Here is a 21,865-nt window from a genome sequence, read left to right on the forward strand (position 1 = left end):
CCCCAAATGAATACCATCCACAAACACCACATGATGGACCTCATCCACCACGCCCGGCAGGGGCCACACCTCCCACAAACCCTGAGTGCGACGCCGGAACGACCGTCCCGCCCCCGGCATATCGCACTGACGCTCCCGAGACAGCAGCCAGGCTAAGAACTCCTCTAAATGCTTGGCGCGAGTATCCAAAGTAACCACCTGAGAGATCCCGCAAACCCGACACCGCCACCGCTGACGACCAGTTGAAGTCTTGCCATGACGAGTCATCACCTTGCCGCAAACAGGGCACTTCGGAATGTTCATCACCCAAACATGCAGGCAACCAACTTCAACCCCGACTTTGCCGCGCCATCACAAAGGAAACTAAACCCCACAGCAACACAAACTGTCCGACCTTCAAGTTGGCAACCACCAACTTCAACCCCGACTTTGTCGCACCATCACAAGCACAACCCGACCCGCGAGCAACACCAGCTGTCCTATAAGCCGTTTTTCAACCCATTACACCAAGGCACCTCGCGATGCCCGTGGGTCAAAGTTTGCTTACTCGGAGTCTTTCGGGAGCAGGGCCTGAAGGTCCTGCGCAGCCTGGACGATGGCACCGTGGTGGTACTGGGTTGCCTCTTCTTCCGCGGCGATAAGCGCTGAACGGTAAACATCGCGGAAATCGCCATAAGGGAAGCTGTAGTTCGACTTCTCGCCGTAGGATCCCCCTGCGCGGATTCCTAGGTTCCACTCGGCGTAGCCCTTCATGCCCCGCTCGTGGATGTATTCCTTTTGCTGTTCCGAAGAGGGAGCTGCCTTGTCCCAGTCACCTTGCTTGTCGAGAACGTAGCGTCCATCAGCGATGAGCTGCTTGGCGTGCTCGAAGGCATCACGGTTGAGTTCTGTAGCCATGTATTGTCCCTTTCCTGGAAACCGGCCGCCTGTCTTGTTCGATTCTATGGTTCTTACTATCCTGCCGCCTGCGACTCAGTGAACTTTTCCTCTTGTATGTCCAGGGAGTGCGACGCTGGCGAGCATCACCGCCGTAAGGAGGAACAAAAACACGCTTATGCCCCAGATTGTCATATACCCCGACAATGCGGTGATCCGGTCAGGGCCACGGAACGCAGCAAGCACCTGCTTGAACACCGCACCGCCGACGGCTCCGCCCATCGCGAGAAGCGCGGAGTAAATGCCGTTGGCGATGCCGGTACGGCCAAGGGGCGCAGCATGAGAGACCAAGGCGGGCAAGGTACCGACCAAAACCCCCAGACCAAAGCCCGTCAAGATTCCCGAAATCCAGAATGCGAGGACGTAGTGGGGCAGGACGAGGACGACCAACTGTCCCACCGCGCCGAGCAACGCCGCGCTAACCAGCGTTCGGCGCATTCCGGCCTTCGCCGCGATGAAGGATGAAAGGAAGGCGCCGGCCGCAGCAAAGATCAGCATGATCGCAATCATGGTCGCCAACAGAGAGGGCCCTGCTCCAAACCCGTAACCAAATTTCTCGGGGTCGCGACTGAGGTAGTCGGCAAGGTTTGGCGGAGCATCAATCATGATGATCCCCATTGCGAACGCGGACGCGTAAAGCGGGCCCATAGCCTTAGAAACGACGAGCTTCAAGTCCACCGCTGGGTCCGGGGAGCGCTGTTCCCACCACAGCCAGATGGCGAAGAGGACGGCGGTCGCAGCAAAAAGAATCAGGGAAAGCCGGGCATGTGATGGACCCATGAAGGCCAAAGCCAAAATCAGCGTCACGAGGAGCAACCCCAGCCCCACAAAACCCACCCAGTCGATCTTGCCAGCGGATAGGTCGACGTCTGCTGGCAAGAAGAAGAACACGACAACGGTCGACAGGGCCACCATCAGCACCGGCACCATGAGAATGGTGGGCAAATTAGGAAGGAGCGCCTCCGCGGCTCCAGCGGCGAGAGTCCCAACGACGATCCCGCCCATTAGGGAGGCAGAAATAATACTGATTGACCGTGTGGTTGAACCTTGGCTTGCCCGAACGTAAATGATAGCGATCGCGAGCGGCAGCCAAACTCCCAGAGGGCCGATCAGCACCCGCCCCAAAAGCACGATCGCATACGTGGGGGCCACCGCCACCAGCACCGTCCCGACTAGGACGACCCCTATGGCGGCCCGCAAGACTCGGCGGGGCCCATACACGTCTCCCATCCGCGCCATGAGCGGAACCATGACGGCCGCCGCCATCGCCTGCGCGGTTTGGAACCAGTTCATCGCCTCACCAGAGACGCCGACCTGCGCCGCGATCGCCGGCAGCAAAGGAGTGTAGAAACCCTGTACGAATCCGCTGGTTATCTCAATGAAGACGAGAAAAACCAGGACTGACCCCGCTGCTCCGCGGGCGGCACCGACCGCGTTTGGTTGCGCCGTGCGCGGCATTCCTTGGCTCATATGTGAAGTTTACGGCTTAGAGGTTCGCCTGGCCCGTTTTCGCGTAGGTTCGTCTTTACTTGGCCAGCCTCTTGAGTTCTTTGCGGAGCTCGTGGATCTTCGCAGTGGCCTCCGCCAACTGTTCGTCGGTTGCATCCATGGACAGTTCGCGAACTTGGTTCATCAGCCGGTGCGTTGCGTGGCGCAGTCCATCGGCACCTTCTCGAGCGCCCTCGGTTTGCTCCCACACTCTTGCAATGTCTTCTTCTCGCTCGCGGACGTGGGCTTCCCCGGAAGCGGTTATCGAAAACTCGTTTCCGCCTCCCTCTGCAGCCACCGAGGCCACAAGCCCTTCATCAACAAGCTGCGCCAGCGTTGGGTAAACGGAACCCGGACTGGCCTTCCATACTCCGTCGGTCCTCTGCTCAATCCTTTGGATGAGGGCGTACCCAGTTCCGGCCTCTTCTACTAGAAGGGCGAGGAGGGCCAGTCGGACGTCACCGCGGCGGGCGCGTCCTCGTCGTGGACCGGGCATTTCCCCGCGGCCACGTCGGTCCGGACCGTGTCCACGTCCTTTGCCATGGCCCCTCCCATGGCGCATGCCGCGTTCTCCACCGTGGTCCATGCGCGGAGGTTCGTGGTGCTGTCGCCGCTGTCCAGGGGCGCCGTGTCTGTGCGGACCTGCATGCCCGCCCATATCTAAATCGTCAAAAAAGTTCATGATTCATTCCTTCAGAATCTGTCGTCTTGCGCCAGCGTTTCCCACCGACGCACTTACCGACATATCGTTACATGCGCGTTTCTTGACGTCAACGATATATCGCTAATAGAAAGCTGGATCACCTTCGCAGCACTGGCCGTGATAGTTTCGCGGTGTGACACGCAGACGTCCGCAGACCTGAAGGAAGTGCTTCCTGTGACCGATGTCGATCCCTTCGAGAGCCGACCTTTTGTGGTCAGCCACGTCGTGACAACCCTCAATGGTCAAGGGCGCGGGGAATTCGAAACTCTTCCCCTGGCGATAACTGCAGCGGCTCTCTCTGAAGAAATCCGCACCGCTTTCCAAGCCCCCGCCACCCTCATTGATGCTCGCCAGCTCGAAGAACCGATAGGCCCGTTCCTATTGCCTCCGCCAGAGCCCAGTGCCGATGGCAGAGAGGCGACGCCCCACGACGGCGGATATCTAGTCGTTCTGAACCTGGGTGAGGATCCGCTCCCATTCGATCCCCTCAACCCACACGCTGGGGCGACCCTCTACCGCCGACTGGAAGTCCTTTCTTCTACCTGCCCACCCGCCCACGTCGATCAGCTAGAGAAACAAGGAATCCCGCACTTCCAGATCGAGGGCGAAGCCCCCGACCTGGACCTCACTCGCTTTCTGGAAGTCCTGCGCACGAACTACGGGATTGACGCCCTGGTCAGTATCGCCGGGCCGGAAATCAATTCGCTCCTCCTCCGCAGTGGACTAACCGACGAACTTTCCCTTGTAGTTCTTCCCGTCGTGGAAGCGGGCGCGCAGACCCAGAACGTCTTTGCGGCCACGTCAAACCCCTTGGGCCCGACGACTTTTACCCTCGTCAGCGCACAAGCTCTCGAGGATGGCATCCTGTGGACAAGGTACCGGTAATCTAGGGGGGTAGAACCCAAGCACTGACACCGACAACTACTTCGATAAAGAGAGGTGACGATACATGAACTCCCATGACGAAACGGACACCTCCCTGCCGCCGTTGCGCCAGACAATAGCCCCTGGAGAAAAAGAAACCTGCGACTGCGCCAAGTGCCAGTGTCAAGCCTGCGCGGGAATCGGAAACACCCATTGCGCCTGCTGCGCGCACGGATGCGCCTGCTGTGGACACAACGCCGACGCAAAATGCGACTGCCCTGAGGATTGTGGCTGCCGTCCAGGTGACTGCAACTGCGGGCACGGACCCTGCGCGTCAGGCAGCGGGACGGCCTGCGGATGTGGGGCCTAGAAGACAAACACGTCTGCCCTGCATGCGGTGCCCCCTTGAACGACGGCAAACCTTGCACTTGCGGGCGGCCAACTTGACCTCCACACACCCTCGACTACTTGCCTTTGGACAACATGTCCTCACCTAAGCGCGGAGATGCGCCACCAACGATAGAGCCGGCCCAACTCGCCGACAGCCGCACTCTGGCCGCGCTATACGCGACGGCGTTTTCGCCCGACCCAGTCTGGTCAGCGATCGTGCCCAACAACCGGCTTCGGCCCCACGTGATCCGCCGCTCCTTCAGCCGCGATATGCGTCGCGGAGGCTACCGCCATGTCGACGTGGTGCGTGGCGACGACGGTGAGATACTCGCGGCCCTGAACTACGCATCGCCTTCAGATAGCACGGCCAGTGAAGCAAGGCCCTCTTGGCGAGGACGCGGTAGGCAGATCGTTCAAGAGGCGCTACCGCGACTGCTCCTGATGGCGCCGAGCGCGCGTCGCGGACTGATGCATGACCAAGCCGTTCACGCCTGTCGCCCGGAAGAGCCCCACTGGTACCTGCGCGACCTAGTAACCTCCCCCAGCGCGCAAGGCGGCGGCCTCATCCGAAAGGCTCGCGAAGCTGAAGCCGGTATTTCCGGCCTCCCACTCCCCCTCATTGATGAACTTCGTCAGGTTCTCAGAGATAAACCGATAAAAGAGGATCCCCAGCACATAGGACTTGAAATCCCAGCCATCCACAGACCCGCGAAGATCGTTCGCTACCTGCCATATCGTCTTGTGAAGGTCTGCCCGCTGCTGCTCTCTCATGTTCTGCCCAACCACTTTCTATCGCGCCACACTGCACGACTTGCGCCTGGTGGATAACGCCCGTTAGACGACCATGTCCTAACGTATCCGTAGGCTCCGACATCTGTCATCTTGCCCGCCAAATAGCAACGAAAAAGTGGGACATCATTAGTTGATGTCCCACTTTTTAAAACGTCGGGGCGACAGGATTCGAACCTGCGACCTTCCGGTCCCAAACCGGACGCGCTACCAAGCTGCGCCACGCCCCGAGGCCTGACCACGCCGTTTGACCGGCTTGATCACAGCAATGCTACGCACCGCCGTCGATCATCATACCGATAGTTGACTCAAAGCCTGACATTAGAAATCGCCGGTTAAGTCACATGGTCGTGGTTGGTTTGTGCCTTAGAACTTGAAGTCAACAGCAACTCTGGCGCTGACAACCGCACGGATCTGCTTGACAACCTCAAGGTGAGCGGGGTGAACAGCGTAGTTCCGCAGCGCTTCTTCGTCCTCGAAATCAACCACCAGGCCGAAATCCCAGTTCTCTTCATCATTCATGCAGTTCGGACCCGCCTGCAGATCGATGATCCCGGGAACCACGCCTACCAGGGCGCGCAGTTCAGCGGAGAGTCTCTCTGCCACGTCCTCACGAACTGCATTCGAGCCGAGTTTGTCAGCTGAGATCTTCCACATGACCACATGTCGCAGCATGTTCTACCCCTCTTCTACTTGGACTTCCTCAACTCTACTGCTCCCCCAAAAGCAACTGAAATCACCCTGGGAAAGACACTGAGGGACATGGTGAAGCGGGTCGTCCTCTGGTTCTGTGAGTGTCAGCTTTCGCTGCTTGGAAGGCACGGTCAGCCAAAAAGGAAGGAACCCGCATCCATTAACCGGATGCGGGTTACCTAACCTGCTGCTGGGAAAAAGCGACTACTCAACTTCGGGGAACATAGCCAGCAGGTCATCAGCTGCCTGCTCAACTGCTCCGTGGTGGAACTCTGCAGCACGTTCCTTGGCTGCGATGAGACCCGAGCGGTACACCTTTTCAAAGTCACCGTAAGGGAAGCTGTAGGTGCCCTTTTCGCCATAGGAACCGCCAACCTTGATCCCCAGGTGCCACTTGCCGAAGCCTTCCATTCCGTGTTCGTGAATGTAAGCGTTCTGGGCCTCGGTGTCCGGGTTGATCTCTGCCCACTCACCGTGCTTGTCATTGACGAACTTGCCGTCCTCAATCAGCTGGCGTGCGTACTCAACGGCCTCGCGGTTTGCATCAATCGACATACTCTGTCTCCGTTCTGAAGAACTACTGGTCCTAACCATGACAGTCTACTTCCCTCATAGGAACAGTCCGTTCCAAGTTGCCCCGACGAAGCTATCCGCTGAGACCGCGCCCTCAACCAGCGTTGCTCCGGCCGCAAGAGTACCCTGGAAGGAAGATTCAACCCGAGGACCGAGTTCGGCGACTGCCCTGTGCAAACTTGCGAAACGAACGAGAAGCAGGTCCGCGCTAAAAGAGAGGTCGAAGAGAGATGTCCCAAGAAGAGATTCCCCTGGAAGATGTAAGTTCTGAGCCGACTAAGTGCGGTTGCGGCAAGCACCACGGCGAAGGACACGGTTGCCGTTGCGGTGGTCATGACCACGGACACGGCCACCATCACGGTCACGGTCACCATCATGGCCACAGACACGGTGCCGACCGAGGCTGCCCCTGCCGTGGAGGGCACGGCCACGGGCATTCCTACGACGTTGAGTTTGCCTATGAGGGCGAAGGTGATGAGGTGGAAGAGTTCTACCACCCCCACATGATGGGCCCGGTCCCCTTCCATTCTGTCCCCCTGCCCGCCAAGCTACTCCTTGGCGCCCTGGCGATCGGTGAGATCACGCTTAAGGTGATCGCGATTCGCCGCGCCATTCAACGCCGTGATGAGGCGTGGATTCTGCCGCTGGCACTGGTGAACTCGGTTGGCATTCTGCCCACCGTCTACCTTTCAACCCATGGCAAGGTTGCCGACAAGTGACCTCGGGTTCCCCCGCATCCCCCGGGCCAGAAGTTCGTCTGGCGCGGGCGGATGAGGCCAGGGAGATCGCCCAGCTCTACGCAGATACCTTCGCGGCTGACCCAACATGGACTGCGATCGTGCCGAACCAACGGTTGCGCCGCTTTACCATCCGTTCCGGTTTCCTTTCGGAACTGAAACGCGGCAGCTTCAACTACGTCGATGTTGCGGTTGACGAGGACGACCACATCCTCGGGGCCCTGAACTATCACCCACCCGGGGTGCGGACCCCGCGTATGCCTGCCTGGCACCGTTTCATCTACAGGATTGCCGAACGCATCCTCCCCTCGACAAGGCGAGGAATGCTGCATGACAATGCCGTGCATGCGCACCGTCCCGAGGGACCACACTGGTACTTCCGTGATCTGGTGACCTCACCAAAAGCCCGCAACCGGGGTATCGGCACCATGCTTTTGCAGAACCGATTGGCCGAGGTCGATAAGGATCCGCTTCCAGTTTTCCTTGAGGCCACAACCGAGGGCAGCAAGCGTCTCTATGAGCGCCACGGGTTCAGGCATGTAGCCAATGTGACCGCGATTCCCGGAGGAACCGTGTTTATCATGATTCGGCCTCCGCAGACCCCCCGGAACTAGAAGCCAAACCTCTGGGGCGCGCGGGACATTTTGCCCACGATTGCAAAAGGTCTTTCACTCCCCGCCGCTTTCGTTACCAAGTCGTTATATTCAACCTTGCCAATCTCTTTATGTTAGCGCTAACCTTACTTGTAGCGGGGCAACACTTCCCCGCAGTCGTATAGGGCTCACAGTGCTCAAGGTGGAGTGAAGTGTCCGGGTGTCAGGGGTTTCTCCAGTGCATCCGCACCACATTCAACGATGACCTTCACCTTCGACTACAGGCATAGTTGCGGTGAAGGAACGGGATTAACAGTGACAGTTGTTATCAAAGCTGGCGACTACCAGGCCACCCTGGTCGAACAGGGTGCAGGTCTAGCGGGTCTGACCAGTGATGGGCTTGATCTGGTCGTACCCCACGATCCCGCGGTCGAACCGCTCGGCTACTCCGGCAAGGTACTAACCCCGTGGCCCAACCGCATCACCGACGGCACCTACAGGTGGGAGGGCGAGACCCTCAGCGTCCCCATCAATGAGACCGTCACCCAGTCTGCCCTGCACGGCCTGCGCTGCTGGGATCACTGGGAGGTTCTTAGCCGCACGGACGATTCCGTCACCTTCCGCACCGAAATTGAACCGACCTCCGGCTACCCCTTCCATGTGGAGACCACTGCTACCTACTCACTTGACCCTGAGACGGGACTGTCGATCACGGTGGCGACGACGAACCTGGGTGAGGTCGACGCCCCCTACGGCACCTCGATCCACCCCTACCTCACCTGCGGAACCTCCGTCGACGATGCCGTTCTCACCTCTCCGGCAGCAACCGTGCTCGAGGTCGATGAACGCCTCAGTCCCCTGAAGCTGGTCGAGGTCGAGGGAACCCGATTCGACCTGCGCGGGGGCGCCCCCATGAAGGACCGGCAAATCGACCACGCCTTCACCGACCTCCCCGAGGGGACCTGGCAGGTGGTGCTGCGTGATCCGGTTTCAGGGCGCGGAGTCGAGTTGAGTTCTGACCACCCCTGGCTGCAGATCTACTCCGGTGAAATCCTCGACAGACGCGGTGTCGCAGTCGAGCCCATGACCTGCCCCCCGAATGCCTTCAACTCAGGTACCGATGTCATAGTCCTGCAGCCGGGTGAGACCCACTCTTTCCACGCAGCCATCCGCCGCGCCGACTAACCCTGAACGACCCTCATCCAGAAAGGACCCCGACGTGACGACTTCGGTAGACCAGATCACCCCCACCCCTTCAGAAACGATTGCGGCGGGTGAGGCCGCCCTCGGAATCGAGTTTGGTTCCACCCGAATCAAAGCAGTCCTCATCGACGCCAGCGGCACCCCCATCGCCACCGGCGGCTTCGACTGGGAAAACCAACTCGTTGATGGCCTCTGGTCCTACCCGGAGGAGCAAATCTGGGAGGGGCTGCGCGGTGCCTATGCCTCCCTTTGCTCAGATGTGAAGCAGCGCTACGACCTCGAGATCACCCACCTCGGCGCAATGGGCATCTCCGCGATGATGCACGGCTACATCGCCCTGGATGAGGACGGCCAGCTCCTGGCCCCCTTCCGGACCTGGCGCAACACCAACACCGGACCGGCGACGGAGATTCTCTCGGAGGCTCTCAACTTCAACATGCCGCACCGCTGGAGCGGCGCCCACCTCTACCAGGCAGTTCTTGACGGAGAGGACCACCTGGGTTCCATTCGCCAGATCACCACCCTGGCGGGCCTGGTTCACCAGAAGCTCTCGGGTAGGTCGGTTCTTGGGATCGGGGACGCCTCAGGCATGTTCCCCATCGACCCTGTTGCCCACGACTACGACCAGAAGCGTCTGGCGAAGTTCGATGAACTGCTTGCCCAGGCCCAAGTTCCATTCAGCCTGCGCGATGTTCTGCCCCCGGTTCTGGTGGCGGGTCAGGACGCCGGTCACCTCACCGAGGCCGGAGCCCGTCTGCTTGATCCCAGTGGAACCCTGCAGCCCGGGGTGCTCATGTGTCCCCCGGAAGGCGACGCTGGAACCGGGATGGTTGCCACCAATGCCGTTGCGGCCCGCACCGGCAACGTCTCCGCGGGTACCTCGATCTTCGCGATGGTCGTCCTCGAACGGGACCTGGCTCGCGTCCACCCGGAACTCGATATGGTCACCACCCCCGACGGCCTGCCCGTCGCGATGGTCCACTCTAACAACGGCGCCTCCGAATGGGACCAGTGGGTCGGTGTCTTCGCAGAGCTGATTGAGAGCGCGGGGTTCACCCTGCCGCGTCCCGCCCTCTACGACCTTGCCTACGCGAAGGCCCTGGAAGGAGCTGCGGATGGTGGCGGGCTAGTGGCCTACAACTTCCTGTCCGGTGAGCCCATCGTTGGCTTGGACCAGGGACGTCCCCTGTTCTTCCGCACCCCCGACTCCCCCGTCACCCTGGCGAACTTCATGCGCACCCAGCTCATGGCTATCTTCGGTGTCCTGCGCCTCGGCATGGACATTCTGATCGAAGACGAGGGCGTCCAACTGGACCGCCTTCTCGCCCACGGCGGCCTCTTCAAGACCCCGGTGGTGGCACAGAAGATTATGGCCGGAGCCCTGAGAACCCCGGTGGAGGTCAGCACCACGGCCGGGGAGGGTGGCCCGTGGGGTATGGCCCTGCTGGCCCTGTACACCAGCCAGTTCGCGCAGGAGATGACGCTGCCCCAGTTCCTGGATACGAAGATTTTCGCCAGGATGGACTCTTCGGTCATTGAGCCTGATCCGGCAGACATTGAGGGGTTCAACAGCTTCCTGGGCCGCTACCGACGCGGACTTCCCGCTGAGGCAGCTGCGGGAGAGAACAGCTGACCGAGGTCCGCAACAGGCGCACGAAACACCCGTGAACGCTAACCTAGACGTATCCAACACGATGAAGAGGACGGAAACTCAAGCATGACCCCGCAGTGGTCGCCCCGCATGGCGGAGCAGGTTGAAGAAACCAAGAAAGTTGTCTGCGAACTACACACCGAGCTGATCAAGTGGAACCTGGTGGTGTGGACTGCCGGCAACGTTTCCCAGCGCGTCAAAGGGATCGACGGAAGTGACGACGTCATGGTCATCAAGCCCTCCGGCATCCCCTACGACCGCCTCAGCCCCGCCGACATGGTCGTCTGCGACCTCGACGGCAATCTCATCATCGGAGAGCACGCACCCTCGTCTGACACCGCGGCGCACGCCTACGTCTACCGGCACATGCCCGAGGTCGGCGGGGTGACCCACACCCACTCCACCTACGCGACAGCATGGGCTGCCGTGGGTGAAGAGATCCCCTGCGTCCTCACCATGATGGGTGACGAGTTCGGGGGGCCCGTCCCCATCGGCCCGTTCGCCCTCATCGGGGATGATTCAATCGGCCGGGGCATCGTTGAGACGCTGGCGACGTCAAACTCGCGCGCCGTCCTGATGCAGAACCACGGCCCCTTCACCATCGGCCACGACGGCGAAGCATCGGTAAAGACAGCCGCCATGGTTGAAGAGGTGGCGAAGACTATCTGGGCGGCCCGGCAGCTGGGCCCTCTCATCCCCATTCCCCAGGAGAAGATCGACTCGCTCTTCTACAGGTACCAAAATGTCTACGGGCAACGCAGTGAAGGAGCAACTGACCCGAAATGAAAAGCGCATTTGTTGGAAAAGAGATCTGGTTCCTGACGGGCAGCCAGGATCTCTACGGTGAGGAGACGCTGGCACAGGTCGCTCACCAGTCACAGGAGGTCGTCACCGAGCTCAACCGCCCCGGTGACATCCCTGTCCGCATCGTTTGGAAGCCCACGCTAAAGGACTCGGATGCGATTCGCCGGGCCATGCTCGAAGCCAACAGCGACGACAACGTGGTCGGCGTCATCACCTGGATGCACACGTTCAGCCCGGCCAAGATGTGGATCAACGGCCTCGGCGTCCTCAAGAAGCCGCTGCTGCACCTGCACACACAGGCCAATGTTGAGCTGCCGTGGGACACCATCGACTTCGACTTCATGAACCTGAACCAGTCGGCTCACGGTGACCGCGAGTACGCCTACATCCTGTCGCGTCTGCGCATCACCCGTGAAACCGTGGTCGGACACGTTGGTGACCCAGAGGTTCGCAGCCGGGTTGCCAACTGGTCGAGGGCGTGTATCGGCTGGTCGGCAGTGAACGGCCTGAACGTGGTCCGCTTCGGTGACAACATGCGTAACGTTGCTGTCACCGACGGGGATAAAACAGAGGCTGAGCGGATCCTGGGGGTCAACGTCTCCACCTGGTCCGCCAACGAGCTGGTGGAGGAGATCGCCAAGGTTACGGACGATGAGGCCGAGGCCCTCGCCCGTGAGTACGAAGAGCTCTACGATGTGGTTCCCGAACTGCGCGACGGTGGCGAGCGTCACGATTCGCTGGTCTACGCCGCCAAGCAGGAGATCGGTATTCGCCGCTTCCTGGAGGAACGCAATGCCGGCGCATTCACCACCAACTTCGAGGACCTCGGCGCCCTGAAGCAACTGCCCGGCATTGCCGCGCAGCGCCTCATGGCCCAGGGTTACGGCTTTGGCGCAGAGGGCGACTGGAAGACCGCCGTCCTGGTTCGTGCGGTGAAGGCCATGAGTGAGGGACTGCCTGGTGGCGCCTCCCTGATGGAGGACTACACCTACAACCTGGTGCCGGGTGAAGAGCTGATTCTTGGCGCTCACATGCTGGAAATCTGCCCCACCCTGACCACCCAGAAGCCAAAGGTAGAGATTCACCCCCTTGGCATCGGCGGCAAGGAAGACCCTGTGCGAATGGTTTTCCACACCGATCCGGGACCCGCCCTGGTCGTTTCACTGGCAGATATGGGAACCCGTTTCCGTCTGACTGCCAACGAGGTCGAGGTGGTTACGCCACCGGCTCCGATGCCGCATCTGCCCGTGGCTCACGCCGTGTGGAAGCCGCAGCCCTCCCTCGAAGTTTCCGCGGAATGCTGGATGGAGTCCGGGGGCGCCCACCACACCGTCCTCACCAACTCGATTGGCGCCGACATCTTCCGGATCTTCGCCGATATGGTTCGCACCGAACTGCTGCTGATTGACCAGGACACTACAGTCCCTGCGTTCAAGGACAAGGTGCGCTGGAACTTCGCCTATTACCACCTCGCTAATGGCTTGTAAGAGGTAATCTGGCAGGCCGGTGGATGTTGGTGCAGCGCTAAAATCCACCGGTTTTTCACAAATCGACAACAACCATGTGACCGGTGGTGTTTACAGCAGTAGGAGTGTCATGACTAAGCCCACTTCAGCAGGTGGTTCCGCCCCGGTCTCCCGGGCCGGACGCATGCCCTCCATGGCTGACGTTGCGGCCCGGGCCGGCGTCTCCCACCAAACGGTCTCCAGGGTTATCAACAACAAGGGTGCTGTGCGGGATGAGACCCGCCAGCGGGTTCTGGACGCCATGGCTGAAATGGGCTACCGACGCAACGAAGCGGCCCGAGCCCTCGCTTCCAGCCAAAGCCGCCTGATTGGGGTGATCACACCCCGGTTTGTTGAGTGGGGTCCGGCGACCACCCTGCTCTCCCTTCAGCTTGCTGCCAACCACGCCGGTTACTTCGTCAGTGTGGCGACCTTGGCCGAGTTCACCGCTGAAGCGATGCGTGCCGCGCTAGATGACCTGCTCAGCCTGGGGGTGGCCGGCCTGATCGTCATTGCACCGGTTGAACAGATGGCCCAGGAACTGGAAGCGCAAACCGTTCCCGTTCCCACCCTGGTTATCGCCTCGCGTTGGATCAAAGAAGACTCGAAGCTACCCCGGATGGGCATGGATCAGCGTTCAGGTTCCAGGGCTGCCCTGGAGCACCTCAAGGACCAGGGCTGCAGGTCGGTGGCCCACATCGCTGGACCCTCAGATGACTTTGATGCCATGGAACGCGACTATGCCTGGGAGACCTTCACCGAAGAGTTGGGTCTTGAGAAGGCGGCGCGCGTCCGCGGCGACTGGTCCGCAGGCAGTGGGTACAGCGCCATGCAGGAGCTACTGACCCAACCACTGCCCGATGCAGTCTTTGTCGCCAACGACCAGATGTCGCTGGGGGCCCTCAAGGCCCTTTCTGAAGCTGGCATCCGTGTTCCCGAGGATGTGCGGGTGTTCGGGTTTGACGACCAGGACGGAGTCGCCTTCTTTGAGCCGGCCCTGACCTCGGTGCGCCAACATTTCAGCCTGATTGGTAAGAATGCCATCGGGGCTCTCATCGAGTTGATCGCGGGGCAAGAGCCCGAGCTGCAGAGTATTCCCACCAAGCTCAAGATTCGGGCTAGCGCCTAGCACTTCCCTATCCACCGGGCCCTCCGCTGGGGTCCGGATCTCTTTCGCGCCCATTTGCTTTTCACCACACAGCTCTCAAGTGCGCCGGTTTGACTCTTTGCCGACCCAGTAATCAATTGTTACAAAACCGAGACATAACTGACTGGACAGGGTGTTCGTTAGCGCTAACATTGTGTGTAAGAACTCGTTCTAACATTGGAATGATTCTTTCGGCACCAAATCCCGGCTCCCCCGGGGCGAACGTGCAGTTACCCCGGAGGGTCGAGACACAGAAGTTATCGACTGATCGGTCAACCGAAACGACACTCAATGAGGAGAAAATCGAATGAAAGCTATTGGTAAAGGCAGGATGTGGGCCAGCGGCGCCGGCCTCCTAGCTGCAAGTGCTCTGATCCTCGCCGGTTGTGGCGGCGGCGGCGCAGGCGCTTCAAATGAAACCACCGGCGAAGAAGAGTCCGGCGGAGATGCAGGAACCGAGGCCAGCGGTGAATGCGGCACCGATATGACCATCGGTGTGGCCATGCCGACCCAGACCTCAGAGCGTTGGATTGCTGATGGCAATGCTGTGAAGGAAGGCCTTGAGGCCGCCGGATACACCGTTGACCTGCAGTACGCCAACGACGATATCCCCACCCAAACCCAGCAGATCGACCAGATGATCACCAACGGAGCAGACGTCCTCGTCCTCGCCTCGATTGACGGAACCGCACTCTCCAGCCAGCTGGACGCCGCGGGCGCCGCGGGAATCCCGGTCATCTCCTACGACCGCCTGATCCGAGACAATGAGAACGTTGATTTCTACGTTTCCTTCGACAATTACCTGGTTGGCGTTGCCCAGGGCACCGCTCTCCTCTACGGCCTCGGCCTGGTTGAGATGGACGGCACCCCTGTTGCTGACGCACCCAAGGGCCCGCTGAACATCGAGCTCTTCGCAGGTTCACCTGATGACAACAACGCAGGCTTCTTCTTTGGTGGCGCCATGGATACCATCCAGCCATACATTGATGAGGGCGTCCTCGTCGTCAAGTCGGGCCAGACCAAGTTCGACCAGGTAGCAACCCTGCGCTGGTCTCAGGAAGCAGCACAGAAGCGCATGGAAGACCTCCTGTCCTCCACCTACTCTGATGGCGCTGAGCTCTCCGGCGTTCTCTCTCCCTTCGACGGTATCTCCCGCGGTGTCATCACCGCTCTGCAGGGCGTAGGCCTGGGCCCGACACTGTCTGAAGGCCTGCCAGTTGTCACCGGTCAGGACGCAGAAGTCGCCTCGATCAAGCTGATCAATGAGGACATCCAGCAGTCCACCATCTTCAAGGACACCCGCCTTCTCGCCAAGAAGTCGGTTGAGGTTGTCATGGACATTGCCTGTGGCATCGAGCCCGAGGCCAACAACACCGAGGACTACGACAACGGTGTGAAGATCGTTCCGTCCTACCTCCTTGATGTCATGACCATCTACAAGGACAACATCGAGCAGGACATCATTGGTTCGGGTTACTGGACGGCCGAAGAGGTCGCCTCCGGTGTTCCGGCTAAGTAGTCACCACTAGGTCCCTTGGGATCAAGGGTTGGGCGGCAGTGAGTAGGTCTTACTGTCGCCCAACCCAAAAAACCAGACTTTCTGACCATCAAGATTGGTAGCGTTATGGCAGACAACATCTTGGAAATGCGTGACATTTGCAAGAGTTTCTCCGGCGTCGAAGTGCTCAAGGATGTTAACTTCAACGTTCGTAGGGGCGAAATTCACGCCCTTTGCGGAGAAAACGGAGCGGGAAAATCGACGCTCATGAAGGTCCTCTCGGGTGTTTACCCGTTTGGAACTTACTCCGGTGACATCGTCTATAACGGCGAGGTCGCAAAGTTCAACTCAGTCAAGAGCTCCGAGGACGCCGGCATTGGCATCGTCCACCAGGAACTAGCCCTCGTCCCTTACCTGTCGATCGCCGAGAACCTCTTCTTGGGTTCCAAGAAGCCAAAGTCTTTCCTCGGCTCGATTGACTGGAACGAAATGAACCACCGGGCCCAGCAGATGCTTGTTCGCGTCGGACTGGACGAACCGGTAATGACGCCGGTCGGCCAGCTCGGTGTGGGCAAGCAGCAGATTGTTGAGATCGGCAAGGTCCTTGCTAAGAACGTCGAACTGCTCGTTCTTGACGAACCCACTGCCGCCCTGAACGACCATGACTCAGAGACTCTGCTCGGCCTCGTCCGTCAACTGCGGGACTCCGGTGTCACGATCATCATTATTTCGCACAAGCTGAATGAGATTGAGGCAATCGCGGACCGCACCACCGTCCTTCGTGACGGCGCCACGGTTGGCACCCTGGATATGCATGACCCCAATGTCACCCAGGACGACATCATCCGCATGATGGTCGGACGCCAACTCAGCCGACGCTACCCGGACCGTGATTCAAACCCCGGTGAGGTCCTCTTTAAGGTTGAAGACTGGACCGTCCACCACCCCACCCAGCCCGATAGGGTCATCGTCAAGGACGCTGACTTTGAGGTTCGTCGCGGCGAGGTGATCGGAATTGCCGGCCTGATGGGCGCGGGACGCACCGAGCTTGCCATGAGTATCTTTGGTAAGTCCTACGGCTCCCACATCTCCGGCAAGGTCTATAAGAACGGCGAGGAGATCGATGTCTCCACCGTTGCCAAGGCAGTCAAGAACAAGGTCGCTTACGCGACCGAGGACCGCAAGGTGTACGGCCTCAACCTGATTGACGATATCCGCCGCAACATCGGTATTGCCGGGATCCACAAGCACGCTGTGCGCGGCGTGGTCAACGACAACCAGGAGATGGTGGTCGCAACCGACTACAAGTCGGCGATGAACATTCGCGCCAACAACGTCATGCAGTTGGCTGGCTCCCTCTCCGGCGGCAACCAGCAGAAGGTAGTTCTGTCCAAGTGGCTCTACACCGATGCTGATGTGCTGATCCTGGATGAACCGACCCGAGGCATTGACGTCGGAGCCAAGTTTGAGATCTACACCCTGATCAACGACATGGTTGCCCAGGGCAAGGCTGTCGTCGTCATCTCCTCCGAGCTCGAGGAGCTCCAGGGCATCACGGACCGCATCTACACCCTGGCCTACGGACGTATCACCGGCGAGATGCCGACGTCCCAGGCCACCCAAGAAGAACTCATGAGACTAATGACCATTGAACCCAAGAAGGAGTCGGCGTCGTGACCGCTGCACGCGACCTCATAAAAAATACGTTTGGCTCTAGCCTGCGTCAATCCGGCATTTTTGTCGCTTTCGTTGCGATCGTGATTGTCTTTGCGGTCATCAACCCAACGTTCCTCTCGGCCTCCAACCTGACGAACATCGTCCTCCAGTACTCCTACATCCTGGTGCTGGCAATCGGCATGCTGTTCGTCATCGTCCTCGGACAGATTGACCTGTCCGTCGGTTCTGTGGTTGCCCTGACGGGCGCCGTCTCAGCGGTGCTGGTCATTCGCCACGGTTTGCCGTGGTGGATGGGCGTCGTCGCGGCTCTGCTTGTCGGTCTGGCGGTCGGTGCCTTCCAGGGCTTCTGGGTGGCCTACGTGGGAATCCCCGGCTTCATCGTCACCCTGGCAGGCATGATGATGTTCCGAGGTCTGACCTACAACGTCCTCGACAACGTCTCCCTCTCCCCCTTCCCCAAGGGCTACTACAACATTGCCAACGGATTCCTCAACGGCCTGTTTGGTGGGTACGGGGTCGATATATTCACCCTGGTCATCTTCGCGATCGGCGTGGTCGGCTACGCCTACTTCGCCTGGAAGGCTCGCCAGGACAAGCTCAAGTACGGTCAGGCAGTCGAGAACATCGGCTTCTTTATCGCCAAGATCGTCATTGTTGCAGCAGTGGTAATGGCGTTCGCCTACAAGCTGTCCACCGCACGTGGCCTGCCTATCGTCCTCATTATTCTGGCCACCCTGATCCTGGTGTACGGCTTCGTCTCCCAGCGCACCATCTTTGGTCGTGACGTCTACGCCATCGGCGGTAACAAGACCGCAGCCGCCCTCTCGGGTATCAACGTCAAGTCGATCTCCTTCTGGGTCTACGTCAACATGGGCTTCCTGGCCGGTGTTGCGGGTGTCCTCTACTCGGCTCGGATGAATGGTGCCCAGCCGTCAGCTGGCAACATGTTCGAGCTGGATGCGATTGCCGCCTGCTTCGTCGGTGGCGCTTCCACCACTGGTGGTATCGGCCGTGTCACCGGCGCCCTCGTCGGTGGCCTGGTCATGGCTGTCCTCTCCAACGGTATGCAGCTGATGGGTGCCTCGACCTCTACGCAGCAGATTGTCAAGGGCGCCGTCCTCCTCCTCGCAGTTGCGTTTGACGTCTACAACAAGCGTCGCTCGGGCGCAGCCGCCTAACCAAACTGTCCCCCCTTCGGGACAACACAAAAGCGGCCACTCTGGAATCTCTTCCAGGGTGGCCGCTCTTTTGTCATGTTGAGGACGAGAGCTGCGGGTTACTCCGCTGCCAGCGCCTCCACGGGAGAGACTGCTGAGGCTCGCCTGCCGGGCATGATGGAGGCGATAACTGCCGCCCCGATGGCAACCACGACCACAATCAGCCACTGCAGCCAAGGCACCTGCAGGACGTACTCAGAGACACCGACGGGCAGCGACATGAACCCAACCGCCCCGAAGAAGGCACCTGCCAGCAGACCCAGCAGGGTCGAGACCGCCCCGATCAGCAGCGCCTCCCAACTGAGCATTTCGCGAATCTGCTTCTTAGTCATACCGAGGGCGCGCAGCAGGCCGTTCTCCCGGGTCCGTTCGTGAACCGAGAGGGACAGGGTGTTGGTGATACCGACCAGGGCAACGAGAACGGAAACCGCCAGTAGACCCACCACCACGAGGACAAGAATATTGACGATCTGGTCGATTGCGGCACGCTTGGCAACGGATCCATCGAGGGAGAGGTCCGCCCCCTCAGCCTGGATGTCACTGATGACCGTCTGGTAGTTGGCGGGGTCGGTAAGCTCCAGCCAGACCTGCGTTGGCTCGAGGTCGAGACCCATCTGTGCCACCGTTTCGGGCGAGACGATGAAGATGCTGTTGCCCGTTAGAGCATCGCCCGAGATCAACTTCAGTTCCGAACACTTCTCCGCCACGCAAATCTCGGCGGACTCACCAAAGTCCAGCATCCAGTAGGGAACCATTACCGCACCGGTGGGTGGCATTTCAAAGCCACCCCTGACGGCGTCACTCAGGTTGCTTCCCGTGACCAGGGTGCCCTGACTGATGAACTCATTCGGCGTTCCGGCCCCCAGCGTGATGTCGGCGAGTGCACCATCAACCACGGCAGTTTGCTGGACCCCATCCAGGTTGGTAAGCACCTCCAGCTGCTTACCGGTGAAGCCGGCTGCTGGGGCTGAGACTGTCAGGTCCAGCGGTGCATTGCGGTCCAGGCTGGACACAGCCGTCGCACGCATTGACTGGGCTCCGAAAGTCACCATGGTAATCAGGGTGACACCGATGAAGACCGCCACGCCTGTCGCTGCGGTTCGTCCGGGATTGCGAACTGTGTTTCGTGAAGCCAGACGGAATGAAACCGAGCCCGCTCCCCTCCCGAACATGCCCGTAATCAGAGGAAGCACTGATGAAAGCAGGGTGATGAGGGCGGCGGCGGTCAACACCGCTAGGCCCAGCACAGCTGGGAACCGGGTGAGTTTCTCATCAGGATCCGTGGTGGAGAATGCCAGGAAGGCGGCGGATACCCCCAGCCCGACCGTTAGTAACAGACTGATGATCGCCACCGCAATCTGGCGTTTCCTCATCTTGGTCACCGTCACCACGCGACCACCCAGTCCTTCAACCGGAGAGATCCTTGAGACTCGACCCGCGGGCCGCAACCCAGCGGCAAGTGTGAGCAGCGAGCCGACCGCAACCGTAATGATCATCTGCGTGGCGCTGACTGAACCCAGGGCGGCGACAAAGCCCTTGGAGGCCCCGGCTGCTGCCGCAACCGCGGCTCCCCCAAACAGTCCCAGGGCCGCACCGATCAGGGAGCCAAGTAGGCCCACCGCCAGGGACTCAAGCAGCATGAGCCGCCTGACCTGACCACCGGTGGCGCCGATGACGCGCAGCAGTGCCAGTTCGCGTTCCCGCTGACCAAAGATGACCTGGAACGTTGTCCCCACCACGATCATCGCCACAGCTGCCGAAATCGTGGGGAACACCAGCATCATGGCGGTGATGGCGGCATTGGAAGAACCGATCGCGTCTAGGGCTATATCCGTTGCCTCAAACTCCGGGGTGACCACGACACCCGTGATTCCCGCTGCCGAGAGTGCGGCCTCGATTTGCCCCACCAGTTCGGTCTGCTGCTCCCTGGAGAGCCTCTCGGATTGCCCCGCTACCAGGACTCCGTCAAGCCAAGCCGTGGGATCAAGTTCCTTGATCCCCTCTCGCGACATGAGGAGGTCCGTAGTCGACAGGCCGAGACCCGCGTTACCGCCCTCCGAAATGCCGGTAATGGTTATGTCGTGCTCACCGGTCTCGAACCCCTTAAGGGTGATGACAGATCCGACCTCGACCCCGTATCGTTCTGCACTCGCTTCGGAGACCAGGGCTTCAAGTGGCCCGGTCGGGAGTGTGCCCTCAACCAGGTCCGGGTGGGCCAGCAGATCGCCCCCCAGGGCACGAATCATCAGGTAGGAACCCGTCTGCTTCCCTCCCCCGACCAGTTCGGCGCCTGAGTAGTAGATCGGGTAGACCTCTGTCACCCCGGCAATGTCCCGGGCGATCTTCTCGGCCTCCTCTAGTTCTGGAGTGTCAGTCCCGTCCCAGTCCGGCTGCAAAACAGCAGCAGAACCCGCGTACTGTCCCGCCACCTCATTGCGGATTCCAGAGCTCATTGCCCCACCGAAAACCAGGGAGGCAGCCACGAACGCCACGGCAATCCCCACGGCGACCAGGGTCGCCACGTAGCGTCTGCCGTGGAACCTTAGGTTAGCCCGTACCAGCTGCCCCATCAGGCGACCTGCTCGATCTGCTCAGCAGTCGGCTTCCACAGGTCGGCTGCAATCCGGCCGTCCCGCACCACGATGACGCGGTCCGACATGCTGGCGACGTGTTGGTCGTGGGTGACCATGATGATGGTCTGGCCCAGCTGATCCACCGCAGCCCTGAGCAGTGAAAGGACCTCGGCGGTTGAGGCCGAGTCAAGGTTTCCCGTCGGCTCATCGGCGACGATGATCGCCGGCGCCGTCACCAGGGCGCGAGCCAGGGCGACGCGCTGCTGCTGGCCCCCGGAGAGCTGCGAGGGCAGGTGGTGCAGGCGGTCCCCAATCCCTAGGCTGGCGATGATCCGGTCAAAAAGGCCGGGGTCGACATCGTGACCAGCCAGGGTGCTGGGGAGGAGGATATTGGCTTTGGCATCGAGGGTGGGGATCAGGTTGAAGCTCTGGAAGACGAAGCCGATCCGGTCGCGTCGCAGCCGGGTCAACTTGTCATCTGAGAGGCCCTGGAACTGCTTTCCTTCCAGTGCAACCACCCCGGAGGTGATCGAGTCCAGTCCCGCCAGAACATTGAGCATGGTCGACTTGCCGGACCCGGAGGGCCCCATGATGGCCGTGAACTGCCCCGAGTAGAAGTCGATGGAGACTCCGTCGAGGGCGGCCACCTTGGTGTCCCCCTGGCCGTAGATCTTGCTGACGTTGCGAAGACTGGAGACAGCGTCGGTACGTGGTGCCGCCGTGCTGCTCGCCTGGTTTACTCTGCTGTCCGCGTAGGTGTCGCGGGGTTCTGTTTGGCTCATGCCTTCGAGTCTGCCAGGCGACCTCGTCAAAAGAGGTGGGGG

At 60.3% G+C, this 21,865-nt stretch carries 18 protein-coding genes, 1 tRNA gene and 3 pseudogenes; 11 read left to right on the forward strand and 11 right to left on the reverse strand.

All coding sequences use genetic code 11. The features are described 5' to 3' along the window. The 5 genes and pseudogenes from CS903_RS09460 to CS903_RS05460 all read right to left on the reverse strand — a co-directional run. Positions 1-189, reverse strand: a pseudogene (locus tag CS903_RS09460) (IS256 family transposase); the annotation flags it as partial. A 24-nt stretch (positions 190-213) separates the two neighbouring features. Then, a pseudogene (locus tag CS903_RS09800) lies at positions 214-303 on the reverse strand (IS1/IS1595 family N-terminal zinc-binding domain-containing protein); the annotation flags it as partial. Positions 304-543: 240 nt separating this feature from the next. Further along, a complete protein-coding gene (locus tag CS903_RS05450) occupies positions 544-897 on the reverse strand; it encodes a hypothetical protein (RefSeq protein ID WP_099332554.1) in 354 nt (117 codons plus the stop codon). A 75-nt stretch (positions 898-972) separates the two neighbouring features. Beyond that, positions 973-2,406, reverse strand: a complete 1,434-nt coding sequence (locus tag CS903_RS05455) for an MFS transporter (protein WP_099332555.1) — start codon at positions 2,404-2,406, stop codon at positions 973-975. Positions 2,407-2,461: 55 nt separating this feature from the next. Further along, a complete protein-coding gene (locus CS903_RS05460; RefSeq protein ID WP_164996690.1) occupies positions 2,462-3,010 on the reverse strand; it encodes a PadR family transcriptional regulator in 549 nt (182 codons plus the stop codon). A gap of 291 nt (positions 3,011-3,301) precedes the next feature. On the opposite strand from CS903_RS05460, the gene CS903_RS05465 reads away from it, so the two are divergent. Then, a complete protein-coding gene (locus CS903_RS05465; protein ID WP_099332557.1) occupies positions 3,302-4,012 on the forward strand; it encodes a dihydrofolate reductase family protein in 711 nt (236 codons plus the stop codon). Positions 4,013-4,936: 924 nt separating this feature from the next. On the opposite strand, the pseudogene CS903_RS05470 reads toward CS903_RS05465, so the two are convergent. From CS903_RS05470 to CS903_RS05490, 4 genes and pseudogenes are all read right to left on the reverse strand, one after another. Next, positions 4,937-5,152: pseudogene (locus CS903_RS05470) on the reverse strand (type I restriction-modification system subunit M N-terminal domain-containing protein); the annotation flags it as partial. Positions 5,153-5,326: 174 nt separating this feature from the next. After that, positions 5,327-5,400 (reverse strand) — tRNA-Pro (locus CS903_RS05475). 136 nt (positions 5,401-5,536) lie between these two features. Next, entirely contained in the window at positions 5,537-5,845 is a 309-nt protein-coding gene (locus CS903_RS05480; protein WP_099332558.1) for a Dabb family protein, read from the reverse strand. Between the two features lie 222 nt (positions 5,846-6,067). Then, complete coding sequence (locus CS903_RS05490) at positions 6,068-6,418, reverse strand: hypothetical protein (RefSeq protein WP_099332560.1); 351 nt, start codon at positions 6,416-6,418, stop codon at positions 6,068-6,070. A gap of 248 nt (positions 6,419-6,666) precedes the next feature. Here CS903_RS05490 and CS903_RS09465 point away from each other — a divergent pair, with 248 nt between their 5' ends. The 10 genes from CS903_RS09465 to mmsB all read left to right on the forward strand — a co-directional run bounded on the left by CS903_RS09465 (position 6,667) and on the right by mmsB (position 18,429). Then, entirely contained in the window at positions 6,667-7,155 is a 489-nt protein-coding gene (locus CS903_RS09465; RefSeq protein WP_207203767.1) for a DUF5652 family protein, read from the forward strand. Then, entirely contained in the window at positions 7,152-7,787 is a 636-nt protein-coding gene (locus CS903_RS05500) for a GNAT family N-acetyltransferase (RefSeq protein ID WP_164996691.1), read from the forward strand. The genes CS903_RS09465 and CS903_RS05500 overlap by 4 nt, the downstream gene beginning before the upstream one ends. A 294-nt stretch (positions 7,788-8,081) precedes the next feature. Further along, the gene (locus CS903_RS05505; RefSeq protein WP_164996692.1) at positions 8,082-8,951 is read left to right on the forward strand and encodes an aldose-1-epimerase; all 870 of its coding nucleotides are present in this window, start codon (positions 8,082-8,084) and stop codon (positions 8,949-8,951) included. A gap of 55 nt (positions 8,952-9,006) precedes the next feature. Continuing rightward, on the forward strand, positions 9,007-10,602 hold the full coding sequence (locus CS903_RS05510) for a xylulokinase (protein WP_099332659.1): 1,596 nt from the start codon (positions 9,007-9,009) through the stop codon (positions 10,600-10,602). A gap of 84 nt (positions 10,603-10,686) precedes the next feature. After that, positions 10,687-11,406 carry an L-ribulose-5-phosphate 4-epimerase gene (locus tag CS903_RS05515; protein WP_099332563.1) on the forward strand — a complete coding sequence of 240 codons (720 nt, stop codon included), beginning with the start codon at positions 10,687-10,689 and terminating at the stop codon, positions 11,404-11,406. Continuing rightward, entirely contained in the window at positions 11,403-12,911 is a 1,509-nt protein-coding gene (gene araA, locus CS903_RS05520) for an L-arabinose isomerase (RefSeq protein WP_099332564.1), read from the forward strand. Before CS903_RS05515 ends, araA begins: the two co-directional genes overlap by 4 nt. A 109-nt stretch (positions 12,912-13,020) precedes the next feature. Next, a complete protein-coding gene (locus CS903_RS05525; protein ID WP_099332565.1) occupies positions 13,021-14,058 on the forward strand; it encodes a LacI family DNA-binding transcriptional regulator in 1,038 nt (345 codons plus the stop codon). A gap of 325 nt (positions 14,059-14,383) precedes the next feature. Further along, complete coding sequence (gene chvE, locus CS903_RS05530) at positions 14,384-15,595, forward strand: multiple monosaccharide ABC transporter substrate-binding protein (protein WP_207203768.1); 1,212 nt, start codon at positions 14,384-14,386, stop codon at positions 15,593-15,595. Positions 15,596-15,700: 105 nt separating this feature from the next. Further along, positions 15,701-17,251 carry an ATP-binding cassette domain-containing protein gene (locus CS903_RS05535; RefSeq protein ID WP_099332566.1) on the forward strand — a complete coding sequence of 517 codons (1,551 nt, stop codon included), beginning with the start codon at positions 15,701-15,703 and terminating at the stop codon, positions 17,249-17,251. After that, entirely contained in the window at positions 17,248-18,429 is a 1,182-nt protein-coding gene (gene mmsB / locus CS903_RS05540) for a multiple monosaccharide ABC transporter permease (RefSeq protein WP_099332567.1), read from the forward strand. Before CS903_RS05535 ends, mmsB begins: the two co-directional genes overlap by 4 nt. 98 nt (positions 18,430-18,527) lie before the next feature. Here mmsB and CS903_RS05545 read toward each other — a convergent pair whose 3' ends face one another. Together CS903_RS05545 and CS903_RS05550 are read right to left on the reverse strand one after the other, a co-directional pair. Beyond that, positions 18,528-21,038 carry an FtsX-like permease family protein gene (locus CS903_RS05545; protein ID WP_099332568.1) on the reverse strand — a complete coding sequence of 837 codons (2,511 nt, stop codon included), beginning with the start codon at positions 21,036-21,038 and terminating at the stop codon, positions 18,528-18,530. Then, positions 21,038-21,823 carry an ABC transporter ATP-binding protein gene (locus CS903_RS05550; RefSeq protein ID WP_099332569.1) on the reverse strand — a complete coding sequence of 262 codons (786 nt, stop codon included), beginning with the start codon at positions 21,821-21,823 and terminating at the stop codon, positions 21,038-21,040. Before CS903_RS05550 ends, CS903_RS05545 begins: the two co-directional genes overlap by 1 nt. Positions 21,824-21,865: the final 42 nt, after the last annotated feature.

It is taken from the genome of Actinomyces minihominis (genome assembly GCF_900187855.1).
GTDB lineage: Bacteria > Actinomycetota > Actinomycetes > Actinomycetales > Actinomycetaceae > Scrofimicrobium > Scrofimicrobium minihominis.

Coding starts and splice junctions, on each gene's coding strand:
- CS903_RS05450 (WP_099332554.1), bottom strand. CDS start 897: ATGGCTACAGAACTCAACCGTGATGCCTTCGAGCACGCCAAGCAGCTC.
- CS903_RS05455 (WP_099332555.1), bottom strand. CDS start 2,406: ATGAGCCAAGGAATGCCGCGCACGGCGCAACCAAACGCGGTCGGTGCC.
- CS903_RS05460 (WP_164996690.1), bottom strand. CDS start 3,010: ATGGACCACGGTGGAGAACGCGGCATGCGCCATGGGAGGGGCCATGGC.
- CS903_RS05480 (WP_099332558.1), bottom strand. CDS start 5,845: ATGCTGCGACATGTGGTCATGTGGAAGATCTCAGCTGACAAACTCGGC.
- CS903_RS05490 (WP_099332560.1), bottom strand. CDS start 6,418: ATGTCGATTGATGCAAACCGCGAGGCCGTTGAGTACGCACGCCAGCTG.
- CS903_RS09465 (WP_207203767.1), top strand. CDS start 6,667: ATGTCCCAAGAAGAGATTCCCCTGGAAGATGTAAGTTCTGAGCCGACT.
- CS903_RS05515 (WP_099332563.1), top strand. CDS start 10,687: ATGACCCCGCAGTGGTCGCCCCGCATGGCGGAGCAGGTTGAAGAAACC.
- araA (WP_099332564.1), top strand. CDS start 11,403: ATGAAAAGCGCATTTGTTGGAAAAGAGATCTGGTTCCTGACGGGCAGC.
- CS903_RS05525 (WP_099332565.1), top strand. CDS start 13,021: ATGACTAAGCCCACTTCAGCAGGTGGTTCCGCCCCGGTCTCCCGGGCC.
- chvE (WP_207203768.1), top strand. CDS start 14,384: ATGAAAGCTATTGGTAAAGGCAGGATGTGGGCCAGCGGCGCCGGCCTC.
- CS903_RS05535 (WP_099332566.1), top strand. CDS start 15,701: ATGGCAGACAACATCTTGGAAATGCGTGACATTTGCAAGAGTTTCTCC.
- CS903_RS05545 (WP_099332568.1), bottom strand. CDS start 21,038: ATGGGGCAGCTGGTACGGGCTAACCTAAGGTTCCACGGCAGACGCTAC.
- CS903_RS05550 (WP_099332569.1), bottom strand. CDS start 21,823: ATGAGCCAAACAGAACCCCGCGACACCTACGCGGACAGCAGAGTAAAC.